27 protein-coding genes are annotated in these 24672 nt (G+C 71.9%); 6 read left to right on the top strand and 21 right to left on the bottom strand.

Annotated elements, in window-relative coordinates; genetic code table 11:
• Nucleotides 1-48: 48 nt before the first annotated feature.
• From folB to ACFZB9_RS03705, 4 genes are all read right to left on the bottom strand, one after another.
• A complete protein-coding gene (gene folB, locus ACFZB9_RS03720) occupies nt 49-408 on the bottom strand; it encodes a dihydroneopterin aldolase (RefSeq protein WP_391444253.1) in 360 nt (119 codons plus the stop codon).
• Between the two features lie 90 nt (nt 409-498).
• Entirely contained in the window at nt 499-981 is a 483-nt protein-coding gene (locus ACFZB9_RS03715) for a nuclear transport factor 2 family protein (protein ID WP_391444251.1), read from the bottom strand.
• Nucleotides 982-1169: 188 nt separating this feature from the next.
• Entirely contained in the window at nt 1170-2024 is an 855-nt protein-coding gene (gene folP, locus ACFZB9_RS03710; RefSeq protein WP_391443372.1) for a dihydropteroate synthase, read from the bottom strand.
• Between the two features lie 87 nt (nt 2025-2111).
• Complete coding sequence (locus ACFZB9_RS03705; protein ID WP_391443371.1) at nt 2112-3965, bottom strand: phosphatidylglycerol lysyltransferase domain-containing protein; 1854 nt, start codon at nt 3963-3965, stop codon at nt 2112-2114.
• A gap of 426 nt (nt 3966-4391) precedes the next feature.
• Between ACFZB9_RS03705 and ACFZB9_RS03700 the strand changes: the two genes are divergently transcribed.
• Nucleotides 4392-5573 (top strand): alpha/beta hydrolase, encoded by a 1182-nt coding sequence (locus ACFZB9_RS03700; protein WP_391443370.1) that lies wholly within the window; start codon nt 4392-4394, stop codon nt 5571-5573.
• A 50-nt stretch (nt 5574-5623) separates the two neighbouring features.
• Here the strand turns inward: ACFZB9_RS03700 and folE are convergent, their stop codons facing one another.
• From folE to dacB, 6 genes are all read right to left on the bottom strand, one after another.
• Nucleotides 5624-6229 (bottom strand): GTP cyclohydrolase I FolE, encoded by a 606-nt coding sequence (folE, locus tag ACFZB9_RS03695; RefSeq protein ID WP_391443369.1) that lies wholly within the window; start codon nt 6227-6229, stop codon nt 5624-5626.
• A gap of 124 nt (nt 6230-6353) precedes the next feature.
• The gene (ftsH, locus tag ACFZB9_RS03690) at nt 6354-8399 is read right to left on the bottom strand and encodes an ATP-dependent zinc metalloprotease FtsH (RefSeq protein WP_391443368.1); all 2046 of its coding nucleotides are present in this window, start codon (nt 8397-8399) and stop codon (nt 6354-6356) included.
• Between the two features lie 270 nt (nt 8400-8669).
• Complete coding sequence (gene hpt / locus ACFZB9_RS03685; RefSeq protein WP_391443367.1) at nt 8670-9224, bottom strand: hypoxanthine phosphoribosyltransferase; 555 nt, start codon at nt 9222-9224, stop codon at nt 8670-8672.
• A gap of 41 nt (nt 9225-9265) precedes the next feature.
• Nucleotides 9266-10477, bottom strand: a complete 1212-nt coding sequence (gene tilS / locus ACFZB9_RS03680; protein ID WP_391443366.1) for a tRNA lysidine(34) synthetase TilS — start codon at nt 10475-10477, stop codon at nt 9266-9268.
• Nucleotides 10478-10620: 143 nt separating this feature from the next.
• Entirely contained in the window at nt 10621-11808 is a 1188-nt protein-coding gene (locus ACFZB9_RS03675; protein WP_391443365.1) for a zinc-dependent metalloprotease, read from the bottom strand.
• Nucleotides 11809-11870: 62 nt separating this feature from the next.
• On the bottom strand, nt 11871-13307 hold the full coding sequence (dacB, locus tag ACFZB9_RS03670) for a D-alanyl-D-alanine carboxypeptidase/D-alanyl-D-alanine-endopeptidase (RefSeq protein WP_391443364.1): 1437 nt from the start codon (nt 13305-13307) through the stop codon (nt 11871-11873).
• A 76-nt stretch (nt 13308-13383) separates the two neighbouring features.
• Between dacB and ACFZB9_RS03665 the strand changes: the two genes are divergently transcribed.
• Entirely contained in the window at nt 13384-13878 is a 495-nt protein-coding gene (locus tag ACFZB9_RS03665; RefSeq protein ID WP_391444249.1) for an inorganic diphosphatase, read from the top strand.
• A 122-nt stretch (nt 13879-14000) separates the two neighbouring features.
• Here the strand turns inward: ACFZB9_RS03665 and ACFZB9_RS03660 are convergent, their stop codons facing one another.
• Together ACFZB9_RS03660 and ACFZB9_RS03655 are read right to left on the bottom strand one after the other, a co-directional pair.
• On the bottom strand, nt 14001-14963 hold the full coding sequence (locus tag ACFZB9_RS03660; protein ID WP_391443363.1) for an asparaginase: 963 nt from the start codon (nt 14961-14963) through the stop codon (nt 14001-14003).
• Nucleotides 14964-15026: 63 nt separating this feature from the next.
• On the bottom strand, nt 15027-15617 hold the full coding sequence (locus ACFZB9_RS03655; RefSeq protein WP_391443362.1) for an ABC transporter substrate-binding protein: 591 nt from the start codon (nt 15615-15617) through the stop codon (nt 15027-15029).
• Between the two features lie 303 nt (nt 15618-15920).
• Here ACFZB9_RS03655 and dtd point away from each other — a divergent pair, with 303 nt between their 5' ends.
• Entirely contained in the window at nt 15921-16355 is a 435-nt protein-coding gene (gene dtd / locus ACFZB9_RS03650; RefSeq protein WP_391443361.1) for a D-aminoacyl-tRNA deacylase, read from the top strand.
• A gap of 18 nt (nt 16356-16373) precedes the next feature.
• Here dtd and ACFZB9_RS03645 read toward each other — a convergent pair whose 3' ends face one another.
• The 3 genes from ACFZB9_RS03645 to ACFZB9_RS03635 form a co-directional block, all read right to left on the bottom strand.
• Nucleotides 16374-17339, bottom strand: coding sequence for a YgfZ/GcvT domain-containing protein (locus ACFZB9_RS03645; protein ID WP_391443360.1), 966 nt, complete (start codon nt 17337-17339; stop codon nt 16374-16376).
• Between the two features lie 25 nt (nt 17340-17364).
• Nucleotides 17365-17820 carry a Fur family transcriptional regulator gene (locus ACFZB9_RS03640; RefSeq protein WP_391443359.1) on the bottom strand — a complete coding sequence of 152 codons (456 nt, stop codon included), beginning with the start codon at nt 17818-17820 and terminating at the stop codon, nt 17365-17367.
• A gap of 86 nt (nt 17821-17906) precedes the next feature.
• On the bottom strand, nt 17907-18509 hold the full coding sequence (locus tag ACFZB9_RS03635; RefSeq protein WP_391443358.1) for an FABP family protein: 603 nt from the start codon (nt 18507-18509) through the stop codon (nt 17907-17909).
• A gap of 283 nt (nt 18510-18792) precedes the next feature.
• On the opposite strand from ACFZB9_RS03635, the gene ACFZB9_RS03630 reads away from it, so the two are divergent.
• Nucleotides 18793-19158 (top strand): DsrE family protein, encoded by a 366-nt coding sequence (locus tag ACFZB9_RS03630; RefSeq protein WP_391443357.1) that lies wholly within the window; start codon nt 18793-18795, stop codon nt 19156-19158.
• Nucleotides 19159-19209: 51 nt separating this feature from the next.
• Here ACFZB9_RS03630 and ACFZB9_RS03625 read toward each other — a convergent pair whose 3' ends face one another.
• From ACFZB9_RS03625 to ACFZB9_RS03600, 6 genes are all read right to left on the bottom strand, one after another.
• A complete protein-coding gene (locus tag ACFZB9_RS03625) occupies nt 19210-19458 on the bottom strand; it encodes a hypothetical protein (RefSeq protein ID WP_391444247.1) in 249 nt (82 codons plus the stop codon).
• A 126-nt stretch (nt 19459-19584) separates the two neighbouring features.
• The gene (locus tag ACFZB9_RS03620) at nt 19585-19875 is read right to left on the bottom strand and encodes a DUF1416 domain-containing protein (protein ID WP_327068303.1); all 291 of its coding nucleotides are present in this window, start codon (nt 19873-19875) and stop codon (nt 19585-19587) included.
• A gap of 43 nt (nt 19876-19918) precedes the next feature.
• A complete protein-coding gene (locus ACFZB9_RS03615) occupies nt 19919-20758 on the bottom strand; it encodes a sulfurtransferase (protein WP_391443356.1) in 840 nt (279 codons plus the stop codon).
• 274 nt (nt 20759-21032) lie between these two features.
• Complete coding sequence (locus tag ACFZB9_RS03610) at nt 21033-21113, bottom strand: Ms5788A family Cys-rich leader peptide (RefSeq protein WP_369405619.1); 81 nt, start codon at nt 21111-21113, stop codon at nt 21033-21035.
• A 128-nt stretch (nt 21114-21241) separates the two neighbouring features.
• Nucleotides 21242-21934 carry a DUF2993 domain-containing protein gene (locus ACFZB9_RS03605; protein WP_391443355.1) on the bottom strand — a complete coding sequence of 231 codons (693 nt, stop codon included), beginning with the start codon at nt 21932-21934 and terminating at the stop codon, nt 21242-21244.
• Between the two features lie 139 nt (nt 21935-22073).
• Entirely contained in the window at nt 22074-22391 is a 318-nt protein-coding gene (locus tag ACFZB9_RS03600) for a MoaD/ThiS family protein (RefSeq protein WP_391443354.1), read from the bottom strand.
• A 319-nt stretch (nt 22392-22710) separates the two neighbouring features.
• Here ACFZB9_RS03600 and ACFZB9_RS03595 point away from each other — a divergent pair, with 319 nt between their 5' ends.
• Nucleotides 22711-23460, top strand: coding sequence for a response regulator transcription factor (locus tag ACFZB9_RS03595; RefSeq protein ID WP_391443353.1), 750 nt, complete (start codon nt 22711-22713; stop codon nt 23458-23460).
• A gap of 88 nt (nt 23461-23548) precedes the next feature.
• Nucleotides 23549-24601: a LacI family DNA-binding transcriptional regulator gene (locus ACFZB9_RS03590; protein ID WP_391443352.1), complete on the top strand. Its 1053-nt coding sequence runs from the start codon at nt 23549-23551 to the stop codon at nt 24599-24601.
• Nucleotides 24602-24672 lie beyond the last annotated feature (71 nt).

Here is a 24672-nt window from a genome sequence, read left to right as displayed (position 1 = left end):
AGAAGTCCTCTTCGGCTGGCGGCTCAAATGCAGGAATCACCGTAACCCTCATGCGCGGCGCCGGAGGATGGTGATGGTCACATCGTCGAACGGCACCGTGATCGGCGCGTCCGGCTTGTGCACCGTGACCTCGACCTCCTCCACCGCCTCGTGCTCGAGGCACTGGTCGGCGATCCGCTGAGCCAGGGTCTCGATCAGGTCCACGGGTTCACCGGCGATGATCGCCGTGACCTGCTCGGCGACGATCCCGTAGTGGGCCGTGCGAGTGAGGTCGTCACCGGAGGCGGCCGGGCGGGTGTCGAGGAAGAGGACCAGGTCGACCACGAAGGTCTGCCCCTCGATCCGCTCACGCTCGAAGACGCCGTGGTGGCCGCGGGCACGCAGGCCCCGCAGGGTGACGCGGTCCAGCAACTGAATCACTGCTCCTGATCTTGGAACGGCAGGCGTGGTCGCCCGCCGTCCGTCGAATCTACCCTTGCAGCCGAAACGGACCGCGACTCAGTCCTCGTCCTCGTCATCCCCGCTGGTCAGTACGGGTGAGCCGTGGTGCGACCAGAGGCGCCAGCCGGAGGCGGTGCGACGGAACAGGTTGCTGGAGACGACCTTGCCGCCGACCAGCGGGCCCAGCTCGCCCTCCTCCTCGGCCTCGCCGCCGGACAGGATGTTCTCGGTGCAGGTGACCAGGGCCACATCGCCCTGGACCTCGCACTCGACGTCGGTCAGGAAGAACTGGATGTACTCGGTGTTCATCATGATCAGCAGATACGACCGGGTGACCTGGGCCCGCCCGCGCAGCACCGGCCACCCCGGGTGCACACAGACCACGCCGGACTTGTCGTCGGCGTCCGCGGCGGAGAGCCAGACGTCCTCGATGGCCTCCAGATCGCCGTTCTCCAGCGCCTCGTAGAGCCGCTGGTTGGCGGCCAGCACTGCCTCCCGGTCGGCGGCGGCCCGAGCGGCCGCCGCGCCGTTGTCCAGCATGCCGTTGCCCACCGTGCCGTCACCAGTCACGCGACCACCCGCTTCCGTTCGCGTCCTCGTCTGTTCGTCCGTCTGTTCCTTCGGTCCCGCTCCCCCCGACCCGGCTCCGGGCCCCGGTGCCGGGTCCCCGACCCGGCTCCGGGCCCCGGTGCCCCGGCCCCGGGCGATCCGGCTTGGCCGCGGCCGGCTCAGCTGGCACCGGCCGCCTGCCAGGCGGCCACCACCCGGACGGCGTCCGCGGTGCCCGCCACGTCGTGCACCCGCACGGCCCAGGCCCCGGCCCGGGCCGAGAGCACCGAGATCGCCGCCGTGGCGTCGTCGCGCTGCCGGGCCGGGCGCAGCTGCCCGGTTTCCGGGTCGGCGAGCAGCGTACCCAGGAAGCGCTTGCGGGATGCCGCCACCAGTACCGGGCGACCCAAGGCGGTGAGCGCGTCCAAACCCGCCAGCAGCGACCAGTTGTGCTCGCTGGTCTTGGCGAAGCCGAGCCCCGGGTCCAGGATCAGCTGCTCCTCCTTGACGCCCGCCGCCAGCAGCGCCTCGATCCGCACGGTGAGCTCGGCCACCACATCGGCCACCACGTCCTCGTAGACCGCGAGCCGGTCCATGTCCGCGGACTGGCCGCGCCAGTGCATCACCACGAAGGGCGCCCCGTGCTCGGCCACCACCGCGGCCATCGCCGGGTCGGCCAGCCCGCCGGAGACGTCGTTGACCAGCACCGCCCCGGCCGCCAGCGCCTGCTCCGCCACCACGGCCCGCATGGTGTCCACCGAGACCAGCACCCCGGCCGCCGCCAGCTGCCGGACCACCGGCAGCACCCGGCGCAGCTCCTCCGCCTCGGTGACCCGCTGCGAACCGGGGCGGGTCGACTCCCCGCCGACATCCACCAGGTCCGCGCCGCGGGCCACCAGGTCAAGACCGTGCGCCACCGCGGCAGCCGGATCCAGCCACTGCCCGCCGTCCGAGAAGGAATCGGGCGTCACGTTGACGACGCCCATCACGGCACAGCGTTCGAGGTGCGGAAAACCGGGCAGCGGGTTGTTCATGAGCCCATTATCGGCCCGGCTCCCGAGAACACCCCAGCCCCTGCCGGGCAGGGCCGGCAGGGGCTGGGCAGCGGGCGAAGGATGCGGCTAGGCCGCCGGGGCGATCGACGTGCTGTCGCCCGCGGGCACCGGCATGAGCCCCTGACGCTGGCGCTTGCGGCCGAACTTCGGCATGCCCAGCGTGATGAACGCCTCGGCCTGCATCACCGCGAAGCCGATCCGCGGCAGGTCCCGGGTGTTCGGGTAGACCATGAACCGCGGCTCCCACTCCGGCTGGAACTTGGCGTTGAACTTGTACAGCGACTCGATCTGGAACCAGCGCGAGAGGAAGACCAGCAGCCCGCGCCAGGCCCGCAGCACCGGACCGGCGCCGATCCGCTCACCACGGGCCAGCGCGGAGCGGAACATCGCGAAGTTCAGCGAGACCCGGCGGATGCCCATGGCCGGCACCGCCTGCAGCGCCGCCACGATCAGCAGCTCGTTCAGGCCGGGGTCGGCCGCGCGGTCGCGGCGCATCAGCTCCAGCGAGATGCCGTCCGGTCCCCACGGCACGAAGTGCAGCACGGCCTTGAGGTCGTCTCCGCTGGCGTCGCCCTCCTCCGGCTCCTTGTGCGCGGTGACCACCACGCAGTTGTCGTCCGCCGGGTCACCGAAACGGCCCAGCGCCATCGAGAAACCGCGCTCGGTGTCGGTGCCGCGCCAGCGGGCGGCGGCGTCGGCGATCCGCAGCTTCTCCTCGCGGGTCAGGTCGCTGACCCGGCGCACCTGGCAGGAGTAGCCGTTGCGCTCGATCCGCTTGACCATCTGACGCACGTTGCGCATCGCGCGCCCGGCCATCGAGAAGGTGGTCGCGTCCACGATCGCCTCGTCGCCCAGCTCCAGCGCGTCCAGCCCGGCCTCGCGGGTCCAGACCTCGCCGCCGACCTCGCTGCAGCCGACCACGGCCGGCACCCAGGCGTGCTCGCGGGCCTGCGCCATGAAGACCTTGATGGCACCCGGCCAGGCCTCCACGTCGCCCACCGGGTCACCGGAGGCGAGCATCACGCCGGAGATCACCCGGTAGGAGATCGCCGCCTTGCCGGTCGGCGAGAAGAGCACGCTCTTGTCCCGGCGCAGCGCGAAGTAGCCCAGCGAGTCGCGCTCGCCGTGCCGCTCCAGCAGGGCGCGGACCTTGACCTCCTCGTCGGCGGTCAGCTCCGGCTCCGGCTTCTCCGGGCGCAGCAGCAGGTAGGCGGTGGAGACGGCGGTCAGCAGACCGAGCCCGGCCAGCGAGTAGCCGACCACGTCGCCGATCCGGTCCGGGTGGTAGCTGATCGGGCCGTCCAGGCCGAACAGGCCCCAGACGGTCTCGTGCAGCCGGTCGAGCAGACTCGGGTGGCCCATCTCCTTGGCCGGGTGGGCGCTGACGATCAGCAGGCCCAGGCCCAGGCTGATCGCGCCCATCACGACCAGGTTCAGCAGCGCCCGCCAGCGGGTGCGCGGGTCGGCCTTGGCGTAGAACTCGCGGCGGTGCACCAGCATCACCACGAAGAGCACCACCGAGACGATGGCGGGGCCGACCTGGTGCCAGCGCAGCACGTGCAGCGCGGCGCCGACCGGCAGCAGCACGCAGACCATCCGCCAGGCCCGCTGCTTGCGCCGGCGCAGCGCGTGCGCCAGCAGCACCAGCAGGATGCCGACCAGCAGGGTGCCCGCGGTGGCCAGCGTGGTGGTGGTGCCGGGCAGCTGACCGGCCCAGGTGTGCATCCTGGTGCGGCGCAGCTTCGGGAAGACGGCGCTGGCGATGTCCACCAGCCCGATCAGCAGGCAGGCATAGCCCACCGCACCCGGCAGCCAGGCGCGCGGGACGGCGGCAGCCTGGGTGCGCAGCGTCTGCAGGCCCCTTCGGCGGGGCTGCTCCGGGGCCTGAGAATCCTGCTCAGTGGACACGGGAACGCTCATGGGAACTCAGCCTAGAGGGTGTGCACAGGTGCCCGGTCACCCAGAAGGATGAGCCGTGATGGGCCTTCATACGTATGTCCTTACCTTGACCATGAGACCGTCAAGAGCGAGTAATGGCTGGTCCACCGCGTGGAACCGGCCGCCGGGCGGACCGGTCCCGGCCCCCCGCACGAGTGGCGACGCCGAAGTCTAGAGCTTTGGTTCCTGTGGGTGAAGCCGACCGGCTGACGACGGCGCACCCGTGCCGCCCGCCATTCACCTGGCGTTGCCCAAGTGGGCTGGAGCGGCTCCGGTGGCTGCCCGCCGATCCGTCTCGGATGATGAGTCAGCGGTACCCGCCGACTACGTGTTGAACCCCGTGACGCCTGGCCGGGCCTGTCTTTGACGCCACGCCAGCCCGTCCGGCGCACCAGGGAAGGCTCTGGGATGGAACTGACCAGCAGCGCGCTGGTGTACGTCATGGTGGCGTTCGCCCTGCTGATCACCGCGGCCGTGATCTGGCTCTGGCCCCGGCTCGCCGGGCCCGGACCGGTGCACCTGTTCGGCCGACTGGGCATGCTGACGGCCACTCAGGTACTGGTCCTGGCCATCTGCGGGCTGGCCGTCAACGACAGCTACGGCTTCTACACCTCCTGGCACGACCTGCTCTCCCCCGACACCAGCAAGCTGGCGCTCAGCCCGGTGCCGGGCGGCAAGGGCGGCCCGCCGAGCGGCGGCGCGCTGGTGCAGCCGGCCGAGGAGAGCGGCCTGTCCGGCATCACCGACCTGCCACAGGGCAGACCGCAGGACGTCGGCCGGGTGGATTCCATCCGGGTGACCGGCAAGCTGACCGGGATGTCGGACCAGATGTTCATCTATCTGCCACCCGAGTACTTCAATCCGAAGTACTCCCGGGAGCGCTTTCCGGTGCTGCTCACCCTGGCCGGCTTTCCGGCCCCCGCGCTCGCGCTGCTGAGTGATCTGCACGCTCCGCAGACCGCCTGGGACCTGCAGCGCACCGGCCGGATGGCACCCACCATCGTGGTGATGGCCCGGCCCGCGGTGGCCGCTCCGCGCGACACCGAGTGCGTGGACGTCCCGGGCGGTCCGCAGAGCGAGACCTGGTTCGCCAAGGACGTGCCCACCGCGCTGCGCTCGGCCTACCGGGTGAGCCGCTCGCCCGCCTCCTGGGGCGTGCTCGGCTACTCCACCGGCGGCGCCTGCGCCCTGCGCCTGACGCTGCGCGATCCCGACGCCTACGGCTCGGCGGCCGCGCTGCACGGGGACTACCAGGTGGTCCCGGACCCGTGGGCCAGCGGTGACCTGTTCGGCGGCAACCAGCAGCTGGCGCAGAGCTACGACCTGAGCTGGCGGCTGCACAACCTGCCCGTGCCGAAGAGCTCCCTGATGATCGTCACCACCCGGACGGAGGAGAACTACCCGGCCACCGAGCAGTTCCTGAACTCGGCGGCACCGGTCACCGCCGCGCACCCCGAACTCACCGTCGACTCGCTCTTCCTGCCCGACGGCGGCCACAACTTCGAGACCTGGTGCCGCGAGCTGCCCGCCTCCCTGGAATGGATGAGCGACCACCTGGCGCCGCCACAGGACCGCGAACCGCGAGCCTGAGCGGGCGTCGAAGCGGCCGCCGAGGGGGCGACGGGTGGGCCCGACCCGGGTCAGCGCCCGATGATCAGGCTCATCGCCTCGGCGCGGGTGGCGGGGTCGCGCAGCTGGCCGCGGACGGCCGAGGTGATGGTCTTGGCGCCCGGCTTGCGGATGCCGCGCATCGACATGCACATGTGCTCGCACTCGATCACCACGATCGCGCCGCGCGGCTCCAGGATCCGCATCAGCGAGTCGGCGACCTGGCTGGTCAGCCGCTCCTGCACCTGGGGGCGGCGCGCGAAGACGTCGACCAGCCGGGCCAGCTTCGACAGGCCGGTGATCTTGCCGCTGATGGCCGGGATGTAGCCGACGTGCGCCACGCCCTGGAAGGGGACCAGGTGGTGCTCGCAGGTCGAGAACACCTCGATGTCCTTCACCAGCACCATCTCGTCGTGGCCGAGGTCGAAGGTGGTGGTCAGCACATCCTCCGGCTGCTGCCAGAGGCCGGAGAAGATCTCCTTGTAGGCCCGCGCGACCCGGGCGGGGGTCTCCAGCAGCCCCTCGCGGTCCGGGTCCTCGCCGACGGCGATCAGCAGCTCGCGCACAGCGTTCTCGGCTCGCTTCTGGTCGAAGGTGCCGACGGCGCTCTGTCCGTCGAGCGTCACCGGATCGATCATGCGAACCTCACACAAGTAGCTGGGAAGAGTGAGCGGCACCAGTCACACGAATGCCGCGCCTCCAGGGTACAAACCCTGGAAACGCGGCATCCATTCCGTCCAGCCGTTCCGTCCGGCCGAAGGCTCAGCCCTGGGACGAGTCCCCACCGACCGGCGGGAGCTTGACGATGTCCACCGGGGCGGAGTCGACGGAGGCGGCGGAGCCGTTGGTCAGCGCCAGCTCCTTCGGGGACTGCACCGGCGGGCGGGTCGACGGGGTGCGTCGGGCCGAACCGGTCCAGGCGGGGCGAGCCGGGCGCTTCACGATGGGCGCGAAGATCTCGGCGATCTGCTCCTTGTTCAGGGTCTCCTTCTCCAGGAGCTCCAGAACCAGGTTGTCGAGCACGTCGCGGTTCTCGACCAGGATCTCCCAGGCCTCGTTGTGCGCGTTCTCGATCAGCTTCTTGACCTCCTCGTCCACCAGCCCGGCGACCTCTTCCGAGTAGTCGCGCTGGTGGCCCATCTCACGGCCCAGGAACGGCTCGGCGTTGTCGGAGCCGAACTTGATCGCACCCAGGCGCTCGGTCATGCCGTACTGGGTGACCATCGCGCGGGCGGTGGCGGTGGCCTTCTCGATGTCGTTCGAGGCGCCGGTGGTCGGGTCGTGGAAGACCAGCTCCTCCGCCGCGCGCCCGCCCAGCATGTAGGCCAGCTGGTCGAGCATCTCGTTACGGGTGGTCGAGTACTTGTCCTCCTCCGGCAACACCATGGTGTAGCCGAGCGCCCGACCACGGGACAGGATGGTGATCTTGTGCACCGGGTCGCTGTTCGGGCAGGCCGCCGCGACCAGGGCGTGGCCGCCCTCGTGGTACGCGGTGATCTTCTTTTCCTTCTCGGACATGATCCGGGTGCGCTTCTGCGGGCCGGCCACCACGCGGTCGATCGCCTCGTCCAGCGTGACGTTGTCGACCAGCTTCTTGTCGGAGCGGGCGGTCAGCAGCGCGGCCTCGTTGAGGACGTTCGCCAGGTCCGCACCGGTGAAGCCCGGGGTGCGCTTGGCGACGGCCTTGAGGTCGACGTCCGGCGCGACCGGCTTGCCCTTCTGGTGCACCTTGAGGATGTCCAGGCGGCCCTGCAGGTCGGGGCGCTCGACGGCGATCTGCCGGTCGAAGCGGCCCGGGCGCAGGAGCGCCGGGTCCAGGATGTCCGGGCGGTTGGTGGCGGCGATCAGGATCACGCCGCCCTTGACGTCGAAGCCGTCCATCTCGACCAGCAGCTGGTTGAGGGTCTGCTCGCGCTCGTCGTGACCGCCGCCGAGGCCGGCGCCGCGGTGGCGGCCGACCGCGTCGATCTCGTCGACGAAGACGATCGCCGGGGCGTTCGCCTTGGCCTGCTCGAAGAGGTCGCGCACCCGGGAGGCACCGACACCGACGAACATCTCGACGAAGTCGGACCCGGAGATCGAGTAGAACGGCACGCCCGCCTCACCCGCGACCGCGCGGGCGAGCAGGGTCTTGCCGGTACCGGGCGGGCCGTAGAGCAGCACGCCCTTGGGGATCTTGGCACCGACCGCCTGGAACTTGGCCGGCTCCTGCAGGAACTCCTTGATCTCGTGGAGCTCCTCGACCGCCTCGTCGGCGCCGGCGACGTCGGCGAAGGTGGTCTTCGGGGTGTCCTTGGTCAGCAGCTTGGCCTTGGACTTGCCGAACTGCATGACCCGCGAGCCGCCACCCTGCATCTGGTTCATCAGGAAGAGGAAGACCAGCACGATGATGACGATCGGCAGCATCGAGAGCAGCAGGCTGACGAAGGTCGACTGCTTCTCGGGGCTGATCGTGTAGCCCTGCGGCAGCTGGCCCTTGTCGACCTGGCTCTGCAGCGTGGCCGCGAGATCCTTGCCCTGGTCCCCGATGTAGGAGGCCTGGAACTTGCTGCCGGACGGGCTCTTGCCGCCGGAGCCGGCGCTGGAAAGCGTGGCACCGGGGTTGAGTTCGATCTTGATGGTGTTGGAGTCACCGGTGGTGAGCTGGGCCTGCTTGACCTGGCCAGCGTCGATCGCCGCCACCACCTGGCCGGTGTCCACCGTCTTGTAGCCGTTCGAGTCCGAAACGACCTGCATCAGCACAATGACGGCGACGACTGCCAGGAGGATCCATGCGATCGGCGCGCGGAAGTATCGCTTGACGTCCATCCATGCGGGGCGTTGCCGCCCCGTCCCTCCTGCCACTCAACGGCACCCTCCGGGCCGGCTGGCCCGTCGGTGCAATCCGATATGTGCGAGTGCACTCCGCCCTCGTCAGCACGCTCGTACGACGAGAGGGTAATTTGACCGTACAGCAGTAGTGCCCTGCTCTGTGGAAGCAAGGCGCCACCACTCTGTGCAGTTGTACGCCTGCCGACTCCAACGGGTGAAATCGGCGAACTGTTCCCCGACGTCCCGCCTTCGGCTCAGTTGGACCGCTCAGCCGCCGTAGACGTGTGGGGCGAGCGTACCGATGAACGGCAGGTTGCGGAGCTTCTCGGCGTAGTCCAGGCCGTACCCGACCACGAACTCGTTGGGGATGTCGAAGCCCACGTACTTGACGTCGATCTCCACCTTGGCGGCGTCCGGCTTGCGCAGCAGGGTGCAGACCTCCAGCGAGGCCGGGCCGCGCGAGCCGAGGTTGCCGAGCAGCCAGGACAGCGTCAGACCGGAGTCGATGATGTCCTCGACGATCAGCACGTCGCGGCCGGCGATGTCGGTGTCCAGGTCCTTGAGGATCCGCACCACCCCGGAGGACTTGGTGCCCATCCCGTAGGACGAGACCGCCATCCAGTCCATCGTGACCTGCGAGTGCAGCGCCCGGGCGAGGTCGGCCATGACCATGACCGCGCCCTTGAGGACGCCGACGATCAGCAGGTCCTTCCCGGCGTAGTCCCGGTCGATCCGCTCCGCCAGCTCCAGCAGCTTCGCGTCGATCTCGGCCTTGCTGATGAGCACCTTCGCCAGGTCGGCGCCCATGTCCTTGTCGTCCACCGGGAGTACGTCCTCAAGGGTTTGTGGTCCTGTGCCGGCGGTCAGTCGTCCTGCCGCCGAAACACCAGGTTGCCACACCTACGGGTGACCTCGACGCCCCCGGGTAGCTGCAGCGGCCCCTGGCCGCGCCAGCCGGTGACCAGCAGGTCGACCGTCTCCAGATGGCGGGCGAACAGGTCGCCGGCCGGGGAACCGGTGCGCAGCGCGGCCCGGCGCAGCACCCGGCGGCGCACCGCGGCGGGCAGTTCGGCCAGTGCGGCTACCGGCAGCACCCCCTGGCCGATGCCCCGCTCGGGGCCCTGGTCGGGCCGGTAGAGCTCCTGCTCGGCCCGGCTGGCCCACTGGTCGAGCGCGTCCGCGTCGTCCCGGAAGAGCCGGGCGGTGCGGGCCAGGGCCTCCACCACACCGTGGCCCAGGTGCTTCTCCAGCACCGGCAGCACCTCGTGGCGCACCCGGGCCCGGGTGTAGGCGGGGTCCAGGTTGTGCGGGTCGTCCCAGACCGGGATGGACTGCGCGGCGCAGGCCTGCCGGGTGGCGGCACGGTCCAGGTCGAGCAGCGGGCGGCGGTAGCGGCCCTTCTGCGCGGGCATGCCGGCCAGCGAACGGGCGCCGGAGCCGCGGGCCAGGCCCAGCAGCACCGTCTCGGCCTGGTCGTCGCGGGTGTGGCCGAGGAAGACCGCCAGCGCCTGGTGGCGGTCGGCGGCCTCGTCCAGCGCGGCGTAGCGGGCGTCCCGGGCGGCGGACTCCGGGCCGCCCTGCCGCCCGACCCGGACCGGGACGGCCTCCACCGGGTCCAGGCCCAGCGCCCGCAGGCGTTCGGCGACCTGGCGGGCCCGCTCGGCGGAGCCGCTCTGCAGGCCGTGGTCGACGGTGACCGCACCGACCCGCAGGCCGAGCTTGGGGGCTTCGAAGGCGGTGGCGATGGCGAGTGCCATGGAGTCCGCGCCGCCGCTGACGGCGACCAGGACCAGCGGGGAGCCGGGGGCGGCGGGGACCCGGGGCAGTCCGGAGGGATGACGGCGGGCGTTGCCGATCAGCACGGTGCTCGGCGCGCACACGCTCTGCGCGGTGACCGGCGCGGGGCCGGCCGGGGCGGAGCCGACCGGGGTGGGGACGGCGGAGCTGGGGACGGGGATCGGAGCGGCGCGCCGCGAGGCGGCGACCGGGATCGGGACAGCGGCCTCGGCCGCGAGGTCCATCAAGGCGCGGCGGACGGCCAGGCGTATCGCCGCGACGGCGGGGTGTGGGCCCACGGGGAGCAACTCCTCTGGCTGGTGGTGACCGAACGCTCACAGATCGTCGCAGAAAGGTGGGCGGCCCTCGGCCCCCCGCGCCACCGGTACGACCACCGTCCCCCGGACGGGTGAATGAAGAAACGTTCCGCCGACACGCCCCCTCACTCGTCCGGGGGCTTGGGCTGGGACTGGCGTCCGACCCGCGCCACCCAGGCGGCCGGGTTGTGGATCTCGTCCTTGGTCGGCAGGGTGTTCGGCGAGGTCCAGATCCGGTTGAAGCCCTCCATGCCGATCCGGTCCAGCACGCCGCGCACGAAGACCGCGCCGTCCTGGTACTGGCGCAGCTTGGCGTCCATCCCCAGCAGCTTGCGCAGCATCAGGTCCAGCCGGCTGGCGCCCTTGTCCCGACGGCGCTGGAACTTCTCCCTGATCTCCAGCACGCTGGGCACCACGGCCGGCCCGACGCCGTCCATCACCACGTCGGCATGCCCTTCGAGCAGCGACATCACCGCGGTCAGCCGGGCCAGGATCTCGCGCTGGTTCGGGGTCTGGACCACGTCCAGCAGGGTGCCGGCCCCGCTGCTCGGGCGCTCGCCCGGGGCGAGCACCTCGCGCAGCCGCTCCAGCAGGGCCATCGGCTCCACATCGGTCTCGGCCAGGAACGCCTGCACCTCGGACTGCACGTGGTCGCGCAGCCAGGGCACGGCGCTGAACTGGGTGCGGTGGGTCTCCTCGTGCAGGCAGACCCAGAGCCGGAAGTCGTGCGGATCGACGTCCAGCTCCCGCTCCACCTGGACGATGTTGGGGGCCACCAGCAGCAGCCGGCCGGGACCGGTGGGGTCGGCGCCGAGCCTGGGCTGGTCGAAGAGGTCGGCCGGGCCGGCCGGGGCGCCCGCGGGGCCGGGCCCCGGGTCGGCGGCCGCGAAGGTCTCGTACTGCCCCAGCACCTTGCCGGAGAGCAGCGCCAGCACCGCGCCCACCTCGACGCCGGTCACCTTCTCGCCGACCACGCCGAGCACCGCGCCACCGGGCGTCTCGGCCCGCCGGGCGGCCAGCTTCTCCACCAGCGGGCGGATCACGGTGCGAAAGCCCGCGACGTTGGCGCGCACCCAGCCGGGGCGGTCCACCACCAGCACCGGCGCGGACCCGTCGGCCGCCAGCCGGGCCGGGCGCATGCCGGTGTACTCGCGCACCGCCTCCTCGGCCGCCAGCGCGTGCCCGCGCAGCTCGCTCACCACGGTGCGGGCCTGCTCCCGGGTGACCTGCGGACCCGGCCGGGCCAGCCGGGTCGCCGTCGCGACCGCGAGATTCCAGTCGACCATGTCAGCACCGCCACTCGCGCTCGTCATGCCCTCACGGTACGTGCTGGCGGCCGCCGGCCCCACCCCTGTGACCGCGCCGTCGGACCCGGCTACTTGCAGCCGCAGGAGACCAGCTTGGCCACGATCCGGTCCATCGCGGCCCGGGCGACGGTGGCGTCGGCCGGGGTCCTGGTCATCAGCGCGAAGGAGAGCAGCCGCCCGTCGGCGTCCACCAGGGTGCCGGCCAGCGTGTTGACGCCGCTCAGGCTGCCGGTCTTGGCCCGCACCACCCCGGCCCCGTCGGCCGAGCCCTGGGCGGCGACGAAGCGCTTGTCCAGCGTCCCGGTCAGCCCGGCGATCGGCAGGCCGGTCAGCACCGGGCGCAGCTGCGGGTGGTCGGGGGAGGCGGCCAGCGCCAGCAGGTCGGCCAGCACCACCGGCGGGATGGTGTTGTGGACGTTCAGCCCGCTGCCGTCGTTGAGCGAGACCCCGGCCATCGGGATGCCGAGGCCGGTGAGCGTCTGGGTGACCGCCTGCGCCGCGCCGTCGTAGCTGACCGGCTGGTGCTGGGCCACCGCCACCTGCCGGGCCACCGCCTCGGCGAGGGTGTTGTCGGAGTTGGTGAGCAGCCGCTCCACCAGCCGGGGCAGCACCGGCGACCGCACCTCGGCGACCGGCGCAGCGTTCGCCGGGGCCTGGGTCTGGGCGGGCTTGCCGTCCACCTTGACGCCCTGGGCACCGAGCAGGTCGGTGAACTTGGCCACCGCCTGGGCGGCCGGGTCGGCGACCCGCACCGGGGCGTCCATGTCCTGGGTGGCGTCCACCCGGCCCTCGTCGATCATCAGCGACGACATCGGGCCGATGTTGGTGCCGTCGTTGAACTTGTGCGCCGCCGGGCCGGTGTACAGCGAGGTGTCGTACGACAGGTGCACGGTGGTGACGCCGGCCGCCTTGAGGGCGGTGGCGGTCCGGTTCGCCAGGTCGATCAGCGAGGCGGGCGCCGAGTCGGCGTCCACCGGGGAGCCGCCGATCCGGATCTGGTCCACCGGCAGCCCGGTCAGCGTCGGGTCGCCGCCGCCCACCAGCACGATGTCCGCGGGGGTGGCACCGTGCACCACCTTGGTGGTCAGCCGGGTGTCGGCGGGCAGCAGGCTGAGCGCGGCCACCGTGGTGGCCAGCTTGGTGGTGGAGGCGGGGGTGGACGGGGTGGTCTCGCCCGAGCCGAGCAGCAGTTTGCCGCTGCCGCCGTCGGCGATCGCGAAGGTCAGCGTGCCGAGCGCCTTGTCCGAGGTGAGCTGGCCGAGGGCGGCGGTCAGGCCGGCCGCGGTCGGCAGCCCGTCGGCTCCGCCGGTGACGGCCGGGGTGAGCACCGGCGCCGCGGCCGGGGGTGCGGCGGGTGGTGCGGCCGGCCCCGAGGCGGGCGCCTGGGCGTACGCCCGCGGCCCCACCGAACCGCCGCCGACCAGCAGGGCGACCCCCGCCACCCCCGCCACCACGCTCACGCCGACGCCGCCGCGGGCCCCCGCGCGTGTCCCTGCCCCTGTCACAGCCCATCCCCTTTCCACAGCACTCCCTCCCGTAGGAGACACTTGGATTCTGTCAGTCCCTACCTTGGAGGAACCGTTGGAGTTCGACGTCACCATCGAGATCCCGAAGGGCTCCCGCAACAAGTACGAGGTCGACCATGAGTCCGGTCGCCTTCGGCTGGACCGGATGCTCTTCACCTCGACCCGCTACCCGGCCGACTACGGCTTCGTCGAGGGCACTCTCGGCGAGGACGGCGACCCGCTGGACGCCCTGGTCATCCTCGACGAGCCGACCTTCCCCGGCTGCCTGATCAAGTGCCGCGCGATCGGCATGTTCCAGATGACCGACGAGGCGGGCGGCGACGACAAGCTGCTCTGCGTCCCGGCCACCGACCCGCGCTGGGAGCACCTGCGGGACATCCACCACGTGTCGGAGTTCGACCGTCTGGAGATCCAGCACTTCTTCGAGGTCTACAAGGACCTGGAGCCCGGCAAGTCCGTCGAGGGCGCTGCCTGGGTCGGCCGGATCGAGGCCGAGGCCGAGATCACCGCCTCGATCAAGCGTCTGGCGGAGTCCGGCGACGCGCACTGACGCCTGCCGGTCGTTCTCGTTCTTTCGAGGCCCGCTGACGGCTGGTGATCCCGAAGGCCGGGGTTGATGGATGACAGTCCATCGGCCCCGGCCTTCGCCGTCCGCCCGGCTCCCGCGCCGGGTCAGATGACCGCGCGGATCTCGCCGACCACCGCGCCGCCGCCGTGCAGCGGCACCGTGCCGATCCGGGCCAGCGCCTCCTCGGCGCCCGGCAGGCCGATCCGGCGCAGCACGGCGGCGAGCACCGGGCCGAGCGCCCGGCTCCCACCGTCGTCGATCTTGAACGCCAGCGCCCGGCCGTCCGGCAGCGCCACCGCCTGCACGGCCTCGGCACCCATCTTGGACAGCGCGCCGGGGACCGCCCGCATCAGCCAGGTGTCCGGGCGCCGGTTGCCGGCCACGTACTCGGGGTGGGCGCGCATCGCGTCCGCCACCCGGCGCGGCGCGCTGCCCTCCTCGGCGCGCAGCAGCGCCCGGTAGCCGCGGGCCAGGCCCACCAGCGAGACGGCGTGCAGCGGGGCGCCGCAGCCGTCGGTGCCGATCGCGGCTATCGCCTCGTCGGCGAGCTCGGCCAGTGCCTCGGCGGCCAGCAGCTGGATCGGGTGCTCCCGGTCCAGGTAGTTCTCGGTCGGCCAGTGGTTGGCCACGCTGGCGGCCAGCCAGGCGGCGTGCTTGCCGGAGCAGTTCATCACCAGCGGCTCGCGGTGCCCGCCGCCGGCCAGGTACTGCTCGGCCTCCACCGGGTCCAGCGGCAGGTCCGGCGGGGTCCGCAGCGCGTCGGCAGTCAGGCCGGCGGACGCCAGGATCCGCCGCACGCCGTCCAGGTGAAACGATTCTCCGGAGTGGCTGGCGGCCGCCAGGGCCAGCAGCTCGCCCTCGATCGGCAGGCCGGCCCGCAGCGTGGCCACGGCCTGGAACGGCTTGTTGCACGAGCGCGGGAAGATCGGCCGCTCGGGCTCGCCGAGGGCGAAGTCCACCGACCCGTCGGGGGCGAGGACGACCAGCGAGCCACGGTGGTGGCCCTCGGTGAAACCGGAGCGCACGACCTCGGCGAGGACGGGCAGCTGGGCAGCGGAGTCAGGCATCGGCGGTAGCGGCCTTCCGGGACGGTGAGGGTGGGACACCGGCCCCGCCGGGCCGGCTGGGTCTCAGTCGGACAGGTGAGGACCGGTCAGCAGGTCGTCGACCCGCGCTTCCCCCTCACGGTACCGCCGGGTGATCTCGGCGCTGCAGCCGTCCGCCGTGCGCTGCAGCAGCTGGCGGCGCCCGGAGACCTCGCGCTCGTGCGCGGTGAGCCGGTCCAGGGCGGCGAGCAGCTCGGCGGAGGCGTGCACGGCCAGATCGGCCAGCTGGACATCCCCCATCAGGGCGTCGGCCTGCGCCTGGTACTGCTCGCCGCGCGGGGTGCCCAGGGTGACGTGCCGGGCCGACTGGCGCACGTTGGAGGGAGCGTCGGCGAGGATCTGCGGCAGCCGGTGCAGCAGTGTGTCGGGGCGCGGCGGGCGCGGGTGGCGGTCCAGGGTGCGACGGTCCAGCTCGGCCCGCAGGATGTCCACCCGGCCCTGCAGCAGCCGGCGCAGGTACGACAGGTCGGCCTCCTGCTCCAGGGCGTCGCGGCGCAGCGTGCGCAGCTCGTCGAGGCCCAGGGCCGCGGTGTCCGGTACAGCCACCGCCGGCACCACCGCCACCGGCTCCGCGCCTGGGGCCGTCGGCCCACCGGGCACCCTGTTCGTCTCCATCACCCAACCACCTGCCATCGCATTGATCCCACCCTTGCCGCCCCTCACCCCGTTGCACGCCCGGCGGCCCCGGCGGGTTCCCCACGCCCCCGGCCGTCACCCACTCGGGCGAGCACCGTCAGTACAGGCATACGAACGGCACGAACGGCCGTCCGGGCCTTCGGCGCGGCCGCCTTGGGCATCGTGCCACCCCGGGCCGGCCAGCGGGGCCTGGATGCACCCGAACGGGCGCCTGGCGAACGGGTAGCGCTCAGCCCGCCGGCGGGTGCGGCGCACCGCTCGGGCGCGGGCACAATGGCCCGCATGCGAGCAGTGGTGCAGCGGGTGAGCGAGGCAGCCGTGACGGTGGCCGGGGAACAGGTCGGCGCGATCAGCGGGCCGGGGCTCTGTGTCCTGGTGGGGGTCACCCACCAGGACACCGAGGAGCAGGCGGCGGCGCTGGCCCGCAAGCTGTGGACGCTGCGGCTGTTTCCCGGTGACGGGACGGAGCTGTCCTGCTCCGACCTCGCCGCGCCGCTGCTGGTGATCAGCCAGTTCACCCTCTACGGCGACGCGCGCAAGGGCCGCCGCCCCACCTGGAACGCGGCCGCCCCCGGACCGGTCGCCGAGCCGCTGGTGGCCGAGGTGGTCGAGCGGCTGCGCGCGCTGGGCGCCGTGGTGGCCACCGGCCGGTTCGGGGCGGACATGAAGGTCTCGCTGGTGAACGACGGGCCGTTCACCGTGCTGGTGGAGGTCTGACCCCCTTGCGGCGCGACCTTACGGCGCGACCACGACCTCCTGGCCGGCCGGCACCGTGCCGGCCAGCAGTACCGCGTCGACCGGCACGTTCCGCTTGACCAGCGCGAGCGCGATCGGGCCCAGCTCGTGGTGGCGGGCCGAGGAGGTCACGAAGCCCAGCGCCCGCCCTCCCCCGGGCTCGGCGGCCAGGCGCACCTCGGCGCCGTGCGGGGGCAGCACCTCCTCGGTGCCGTCCAGGTGCAGGAAGACCAGCCGGCGCGGCGGCTTGCCCAGGTTGTGCACCCGGGCCACCGTCTCCTGGCCGCGGTAGCAGCCCTTGTTCAGGTGCACGGCGGTGCCCAGCCAGTCCACCTCGTGCGGGATGGTGCGGTGGTCGGTCTCGAAGCCCAGCCGCGGGCGGTGCGCCTCGATCCGCAGCGCCTCGTACGCCCAGCTCCCGGCCGGACTGCCGAACGCCTCGGCCTGCTCGGCCAGTTCGGCGCGCGGCAGGAACAGGTCGCGCCCGTAGGGCAGTTCGCGCACCGCGGCGGCTCCCACGGCCTCGGCGGCGGAGCCCGCCGGCAGGTACACCACGGCGAACTCGGCGGTGGCGTCGGCGATCTCGACCCGGTACATGAACTTCATGCGCTCCAGGTACTCGATCAGCGCGCCCTGGGTGCCGGGCTCGACGTGCGCCCAGCTGGTGGTGCCGTCGTCGACCAGGTAGAGGGCGTGCTCGACGTGTCCGTTCGGGGAGAGGATCAGCGCCTCGGTGGCCTGCCCCGGCGGCAGCGCGCTGACGTGCTGGGTGAGCAGCAGGTGCAGCCAGGCGAGCCGGTCGGGGCCGGTCACGGTGACCACCCCGCGGTGCGACAGGTCGGTGAAGGCACGGCCCGCCACCAGCTCGCGCTGCTCGCGGAAGATGTCGCCGTAGTGGGCCGCGACGCCCTCGTCGGCTCCCTCGGCGGGGACGGCTCCGGGCAGGGACAGCAGCGGGCTCTTCATGCCGGCCAGCTTACGACTGTGCCGCCTACGACTGTGACGCTGCGGGCCGGTCGGTGCAGTCGGCGCAGCGGCCGAAGATGGCGAAGTGCTTGAGATCGGTGTCGAAGCCGTGCTGGGTGCGCAGGCTGTCGATCAGCGGGGTGGCGATCGCGGTGTCGGTCTCGGTCACCGAGCCGCAGTCCCGGCAGACCAGGTGCAGGTGGTGGTGGCGGTCGGCCAGGTGGTAGGTCGGGGCGCCGTGGCCCAGGTGGGCGTGCGAGACCAGGCCCAGCTCCTCCAGCAGCTCCAGGGTCCGGTAGACGGTGGAGATGTTGACGCCACTGGCGGTGCGCCGGACCTGCGCCAGGAGCTCGTCCGGGGTGGCGTGGTCGAGCGTGTCCACCGCCTCCAGCACCAGCTGGCGCTGGGGGGTGAGGCGGTAGCCACGCTGACGCAGGTCGCTCTTCCAGTCGCTGGAGGCGGCCGCTCCGTTGTTCGCCACGCTGCTCTGCACCTGCCCTGCTCGCCGGCCGTGCCCGCACCCGGGCCGTGCCGACCAGTGTAGGGACCGGGGCGCGGGCAGGCGGCTCAGCGGAAGAAGGCGATTCCGTCGTCCGGCAGGTCGTTGATGTCCTTGATCAGCTGAGCGGGGCTGAGCACCTTCTTCAGCTGCGCGGACATGTACGGGCGCAGCGGCACCTCGGGGGCGGCCTTCTCGCCGACCCAGAGCAGCTCGTCGTTGACGAAGCCGTAGAGCCGCTTGCCGCCGCTGTAGGGGGCCGAGCCCTCGATCCGGGCGACCGCGTCGGTGGACACGTTGATCTGCGGCTTGCCGTCGGCCAGCTCGCCGTACCAGACCTCCACGGTGCCGTCGTCGCGGACCATGGAGATCTCCACGCCGCGCGCGCCGGTGGTGCCGTGCTGGTTGCTGGTGATCCGCCAGAAGCCGTGCTCGTTCTCCAGCGGGCGGACCTTCTCACCCTCGCTGTCCAGCACCCAGGTGCGGGAGCGGAACTCCAGGAAGGGCCGGCCGTCGTGCCGGAAGACGACCTCCTGGCCGAAGTTGCACTTCTCGCTGCCCTGGCCCCCTTCACCTGGCAGCGGGGCATAGACGCCAGCGCCCTCCCAGGTACCGAGGAGGAAGGCCAGCGGAACGACGTCCTTGTGGAGGTCAGAGGGGATCTCGATCATGGTCCTGTATCGCAGTCGTCGGCGGTGGGCTCTCCCTACGGTACGGGAGAGGTCAGCGCTGGCCCTGGTACAGCTTCGAGACGGAGAAGATGGCGAACCAGACGATCACGACGGCCATGATGCCGAGCAGGCAGTCGAAGAAAAGCTCGAGACCACTCACGGTGGGGCTCCCGGTGCGGTGATGGCGGACAGGAAGATGACGGCGCGAGTCTATCCGGCGGGGCCGCGCGGCTCGCGGTGAGGGCCGCCACACGCGCCGTGCCGCTCCGCCTAAGCTGACGAGATGTCGAAGAAGCTGGTCATCAAGGTCACCGCCGGAGCCGACGCGCCCGAGCGGTGCTCGCAGGCGTTCACGGTGGCGGCCGTCGCGGTCGCCAGCGGGGTCGAGGTCTCGCTCTGGCTGACCGGGGAGGCGTCCTGGTACGCGCTGCCGGGCCGGGCGGCCGAGTTCGAGCTGCCGCACGCCGCGCCGCTGCCGGACCTGGTGGACGGGATCCTGGCCGGCGGCGGCACGCTCACGGTGTGCACGCAGTGCGCCGCCCGGCGCGACATCGTGGAGGCGGACCTCATCGAGGGCGCCCGGATCGCGGGTGCCCAGGTCTTCGTCAGCGAGATCATGGCCGACGGCGTCCAGGCCCTCGTCTACTGAGGCTCAGGGCTCCTGCCGGCTGAGGCTCCGGGCCCCCTGCCGGCGGGCCCGCTAAGGCCCCTCCCGCTTCTCGGGCCGCTCGTGGTCGGGCTTGTCGCGGTCGTGGCCGGGCTGGTCCCAGCGGGGGTCGTCCCAGCGCGGGTCCCGCCACCAGTCGTCCTCGGGGTCGCGCTTGTTGGCGAAGACCGCGGCCAGCGGCGGTATCACCATGGCGACCACGCACATCCCGATCGCCGCACCCACCGAGAAGAACCGCACGACTCCCCAGGCGAGGACGAAGAGCCCCAGGCAGACGCCCATCGCGCCGAAGTAGTAGTAGTGCCTGCGCCGCTGCTGCACACCCCCAACGGTAGCCCCGCGACGCGCCTGGAGCCCCCGTCGGGACGGGGGCTCCAGGACTTTTCACCGACTCTCGCCGCCGGTGGCTCAGACCGCGATCGGGACCTCGGTCAGGGCGCCCTGGGAGGCGACCACCTTGCGGTCCACGGTCGCGCCGGGGACCAGCGCGCGCACGGTCCAGCTGCCGGGGGCCGCGAAGAAGCGGAACTGCCCGGTGGCCGAGGTGGGCACCTCGGCGGTGAACTCGCCGCCGTCGTTCAGCAGCCGCACGTAGCCGCTGACCGGCTCTCCGTCGCGGGTCACCGAACCCTGGATGATCGTCTCGTTCGCCACGTCAACTCCTGCCAGGTCCGGGCCGCCGGCCTTCGCACCACACATGTCGTCAGTCTCCTTGTTGCTCTCGGGTACGGCGCGGTGCTGCTCAGGCGCCGAGCTCGATCGGCACGCCCACCAGGCTGCCGTACTCGGTCCACGAGCCGTCGTAGTTGCGGACGTTCTCCTGGCCGAGCAGCTGGTGCAGCACGAACCAGGTGAGCGCGGAGCGCTCGCCGATCCGGCAGTAGGCGATGGTGTCCTTGGACAGGTCGACGCCCTCCTGCGCGTAGAGCGCGCGCAGCTCGTCGTCGGACTTGAAGGTGCCGTCGTCGTTGGCGTTCTTCGACCACGGGATGTTGCGGGCGCTGGGCACGTGGCCGGGGCGCTGCGACTGCTCCTGCGGCAGGTGGGCCGGGGCGAGCAGGCGGCCGGAGAACTCGTCGGGCGAGCGCACGTCGACCAGGTTGGTGCTGCCGATGGCGGCCACCACGTCGTCGCGGAAGGCGCGGATCGCGGTGTCCTGGGCCTGCGCCTTGTACTCGGTGGCCGGGCGGCTGGGAACCGCGGAGCCGTCGACCAGGTCGCGCGAGTCCAGCTCCCACTTCTTGCGGCCGCCGTCCAGCAGGCGGACGTCGCCGTGGCCGTACAGCTTGAAGTACCAGAAGGCGTACGAGGCGAACCAGTTGTTGTTGCCGCCGTAGAGCACCACGGTGTCGTCGTTGGCGATGCCCTTGGCGCTCAGCAGCGCCTCGAAGCCGGCCTGATCGACGAAGTCGCGGCGGACCGGGTCCTGGAGGTCCTTCTTCCAGTCGATCCGGATGGCGTTCTTGATGTGGTTCTTGTCGTACGCGGAGGTGTCCTCGTCGACCTCGACCAGGACGACCTTGGCGTCGTCCAGGTGGGCCTGGACCCAGTCGGCGTCGACCAGGACGTCGCTGCGGCTCATGATGTGTGTCTCCATCCGGGGGCGGTTGGCGGAAGGTGAGGTGCCTGGCGGCCCACTGCGGGGCTCTGGGTCGCCGGTCCGGGCCGATTTCCGAGAATGTCCGAAAATCTGTCCGGATAGTGGGACGAAGCAGAGATGCAGGTCCCCGGCCGGAAAAGCTGGGGGCGGGGCGCCGAGAGGCGGTTTTCAAGGGACGGCCGCAGACGGGAAGTGCCTGGTCGGGCCGGAAGAGCGGGCGTGGCAGCAGGTCGATTCTGCCGGAGCGGGCTGCCTGCTAGCGCATACGACACAGGCAGGCGGCCACGCGGCAGAGGTCCACCGCCCGCCGCTTCGTGAGATCCGCCTGTCGCTTCATGGGGACGATGCTAGGGAGCCGGGCCCGCCCCTGTCATTAGCGTATCGAATGGCGAGACTGAAATGTTCGAATAGTGGGATTTGACCGGGAGCCGCCCGTGCCCGCCCGGGTTCGGCGCCACCGGAGGATCAGCTGTTGGACAGGCGGACGTGGGAGCCGCGGAACTTCAGCGCCAGGCCGTCCGGCTCCGGGGTGACCTGGTCCAGGTCGAGACCCACCGGCATGCCCTGCAGGGTGAAGCTCCTGGTGCCGATCGCCGAGTTGATCGCCGCACCGACCCCGGGCAGCGCGCCCAGCCCGGACAGGTCGCCCACGCTGTCCACCAGCACCTTGTTGCCCTCGGTGCGCAGCTTCACCGTGGTGGCGAGCTTCTGCCCCAGCATCGAGGCGCTCACCTTGACCTGATCGGGACCGCCGTAGCCGAGCGACATCCGGGAGTCCAGGTCGAGCAGGGTCTGCACCTGCTGGTAGCTGATCTTCCCGGTGCCGGTACCGGAGTCCACCGTTGCCGAGTTCTCGTCACCGCTGATCTGAACACCCTTCAGATCGGCGACGAAGTCGTTCAGTTGGAAGCTCTGACCGGCGCCGCTCAGCTGCATCGCGGAGGCCGAGATGTGCAGGCTGCCGACCTTCCGGTCGATCAGGTCGGTCAGGAACGGGAAGTCGCCGATGGAGACCGAGGGCTTGCCGGTGATGCCCTGGTGGCCCGCCAGCTTGTCCGCCGCCTCGTTCTGCGCCACCACCACCGCGATCCGGTCGGCGCCCACCAGCAGGCCGGCCAGCACCGCGACGGCGCTGACCGCCTTGATCCAGCTGCGCATCGCACACTCTCCCCGTTGATCCGACCATGGTCGTCTACCGCCGGTACGACGATCCGGCGCCCCCCTTGGTTCCGAACACCCGGGCGAGTGCCCGGCCGCCGGGGCCCCGGAAAGCCCCTCCCCGGCGGCCCGGTCCCGCTCAGCCCCCGGCGAAGGGCGGCAGCACCTCGACGGTGCCGCCCTCGGTCAGCTCGACGGTGGCGTGGTCGCGCCCGCCCACCGGCTCGCTGTCCACCAGATAGGAACAGATGCCCAACAGGCGGACGAAGGCCGGCCGCTCGGCGTGCCGCGCCCTGACCTGGGCCAGGGCCTCGGCCAGGCTCGCCGCCCGGTACAGCTCCTCGGCGATGCCCGCCTCGGCCTTGGCGGCGGCCCAGTAGCGGATCGTCCCGGTCACCACGGCGCCGGGGGTGTCACCCGGCCGGACGCTGGCGGAGGGCTCGGTGGTCGCGGTCATGGCGGCCCCTTCTCGAAGGTGTACACATACGTGTGCCGGTCGGTGCCGTGCTCCATGATGGCGCGCGCCCCCGGGCGACCGGCAATCGCGCAGGCCAGCATGGTCGTACCCCGGGCGCACGGCCGTGAACGCGACCTTGATCACGCCTGGTGGCCCCTTCGCCGACCGGGTCCGTTGGGCTATTCTCAAGGCGTAAGGGATCCGGGCAGAGTCGCCCCCGGGTCCTTTTGTGCTTTCAGGACTCCGAACCGGACGTCCTTGCGAGTGGCAGCCCACGCGGAGAAACACCACGCGGCGAAGAAAAGAGGACGACCCGGGTATGAGTTCTCTCCTCCTGCTCACCAACGCACTGCAGCCATCGGCGGAGGTGTTGCCGGCGCTGGGGCTGCTGCTGCACCAGGTGCGGGTGGCCCCGGCCGAGGGGTCGGCGCTGGTCGATACGCCGAGCGCCGACGTGATACTGGTCGACGGCCGGCGCGACCTGCCGCAGATCCGCAGCCTGTGCCAGCTGCTGCGCTCCACCGGCGTCAGCGCGCCACTGATCCTGGTGGTCACCGAGGGCGGCCTGGCGGCGGTCACCGCCGAGTGGGGCATCGACGACGTGCTGCTGGACACCGCGGGCCCCGCCGAGGTGGAAGCCCGGCTGCGCCTGGCGGTGGGCCGCCAGCAGCAGGTGGTCACCGACGAGAGCCCCACCGAGATCCGCAACGGTGACCTGACCGTGGACGAGGCCACCTACTCGGCCAAGCTCAAGGGCCGGGTGCTCGACCTGACCTTCAAGGAGTTCGAGCTGCTCAAGTACCTCGCCCAGCACCCGGGCCGGGTCTTCACCCGGGCCCAGCTGCTGCAGGAGGTCTGGGGCTACGACTACTTCGGCGGCACCCGCACCGTCGACGTGCACGTGCGGCGGCTGCGCGCCAAGCTCGGGGTCGAGCACGAGCAGCTGATCGGCACCGTGCGCAACGTCGGCTACCGCTTCGTGATGCCCGCCCAGGGCGAGAAGGGCGAGCGCGGCGGCAGCCCCAGCGACTTCGAGCAGCCCGCGGCCGACCCGGCCACCGCCCGCTAGCCGGCCGGGGCGGCGCCCGCGCGGCGGGCCCCGGCACCCGGCGGGACCGGCCCGCTGGGGGGCTGGACAACACGCGTAGACTCCCTGCGTGGCCAAGGTGACGCGTGACGACGTAGCTCGACTGGCTGGGACCTCGACCGCGGTCGTCAGCTATGTCATCAACGATGGCCCGCGCCCGGTGGCGCCCGCGACCAAGGAGCGGGTGCTCGCCGCGATCGAGCAGCTCGGCTACCGGCCGAACAGCGTCGCGCAGGCGATGGCCTCGCGGCGCACCAACCTGATCGGCATGATCGTGCCGGACGCCCGGCAGCCGTTCTTCGCCGAGATGGCACACGCGGTCGAACGCGCCGCCTCCGACCGCGGCAAGCTCGTGCTGATCGGCAACTCCGACTACGCCGACGACCGCGAGATGCACTACATCCAGGCCTTCCTCGGCATGCGGGTCTCCGGCCTGATCCTGGTCAGCCAGGGCGCCCCGCAGCGCGCCGCCAAGGAGTTCGCCGCGATGGAGGGCGCCAAGGTGGTGCTGCTGCACCGCCGCCCCGACGCCATCGACGACGTCTCGGTGGTCACCGACGACGTCGGCGGCGCCGAGCTGGCCGTGCGCCACCTGCTGGAGGAGCACGGCCACCCGTACGTGGCCTGCTTCGGCGGCCCGGTGGAGTCCCCCGCGCCCGGCGACCCGGTGATCGACCACGTCGAGGGCTGGCAGCGGGCGATGGACGCCCACGAGCTGCCGGCCGACCAGCACCTGATCGACGCGCCCTTCCACCGCTACGGCGCCTACGAGGTCGCGCTGGACCTGCTGCGCTCACCCGACCGGCCGCCGGCCGTCTTCTGCTCCACCGACGACCAGGCGATCGGCGTGCTGCGGGCCGCCCGCGAGCTGGGCCTGCGGGTCCCCGAGGACCTCGCGGTGGCGGGCTTCGACGACATCCCCGAGGCGGCGCTGGCCGACCCGCCGCTGACCACGGTGGCCAGCGAGCGGGAGGCGATGGCCCGCGCGGCGGTGGAGCTGGTCCTGGACGATTCGCTGATGGTGCCGGGCTCGGGCACCGAGCGGGTGCGCAAGTTCCCCTCGCGGCTGGTGGTGCGGCGCTCCTGCGGCTGCCCGGGCGAGGACACGGGGTCCGCAGGGTAGCTCGTCTTTATGAGAAGTCAACGGGCTTCTCTGGGCGTTCTGACCCGACTCTCATCCGTTCTTCATGCCCC

It is taken from the genome of Kitasatospora sp. NPDC008050 (assembly GCF_042957465.1).
Classification (GTDB): domain Bacteria; phylum Actinomycetota; class Actinomycetes; order Streptomycetales; family Streptomycetaceae; genus Kitasatospora.
Note: the sequence above shows the minus strand (reverse complement) of the source record. Positions and strands in the feature narration are given on the sequence as shown.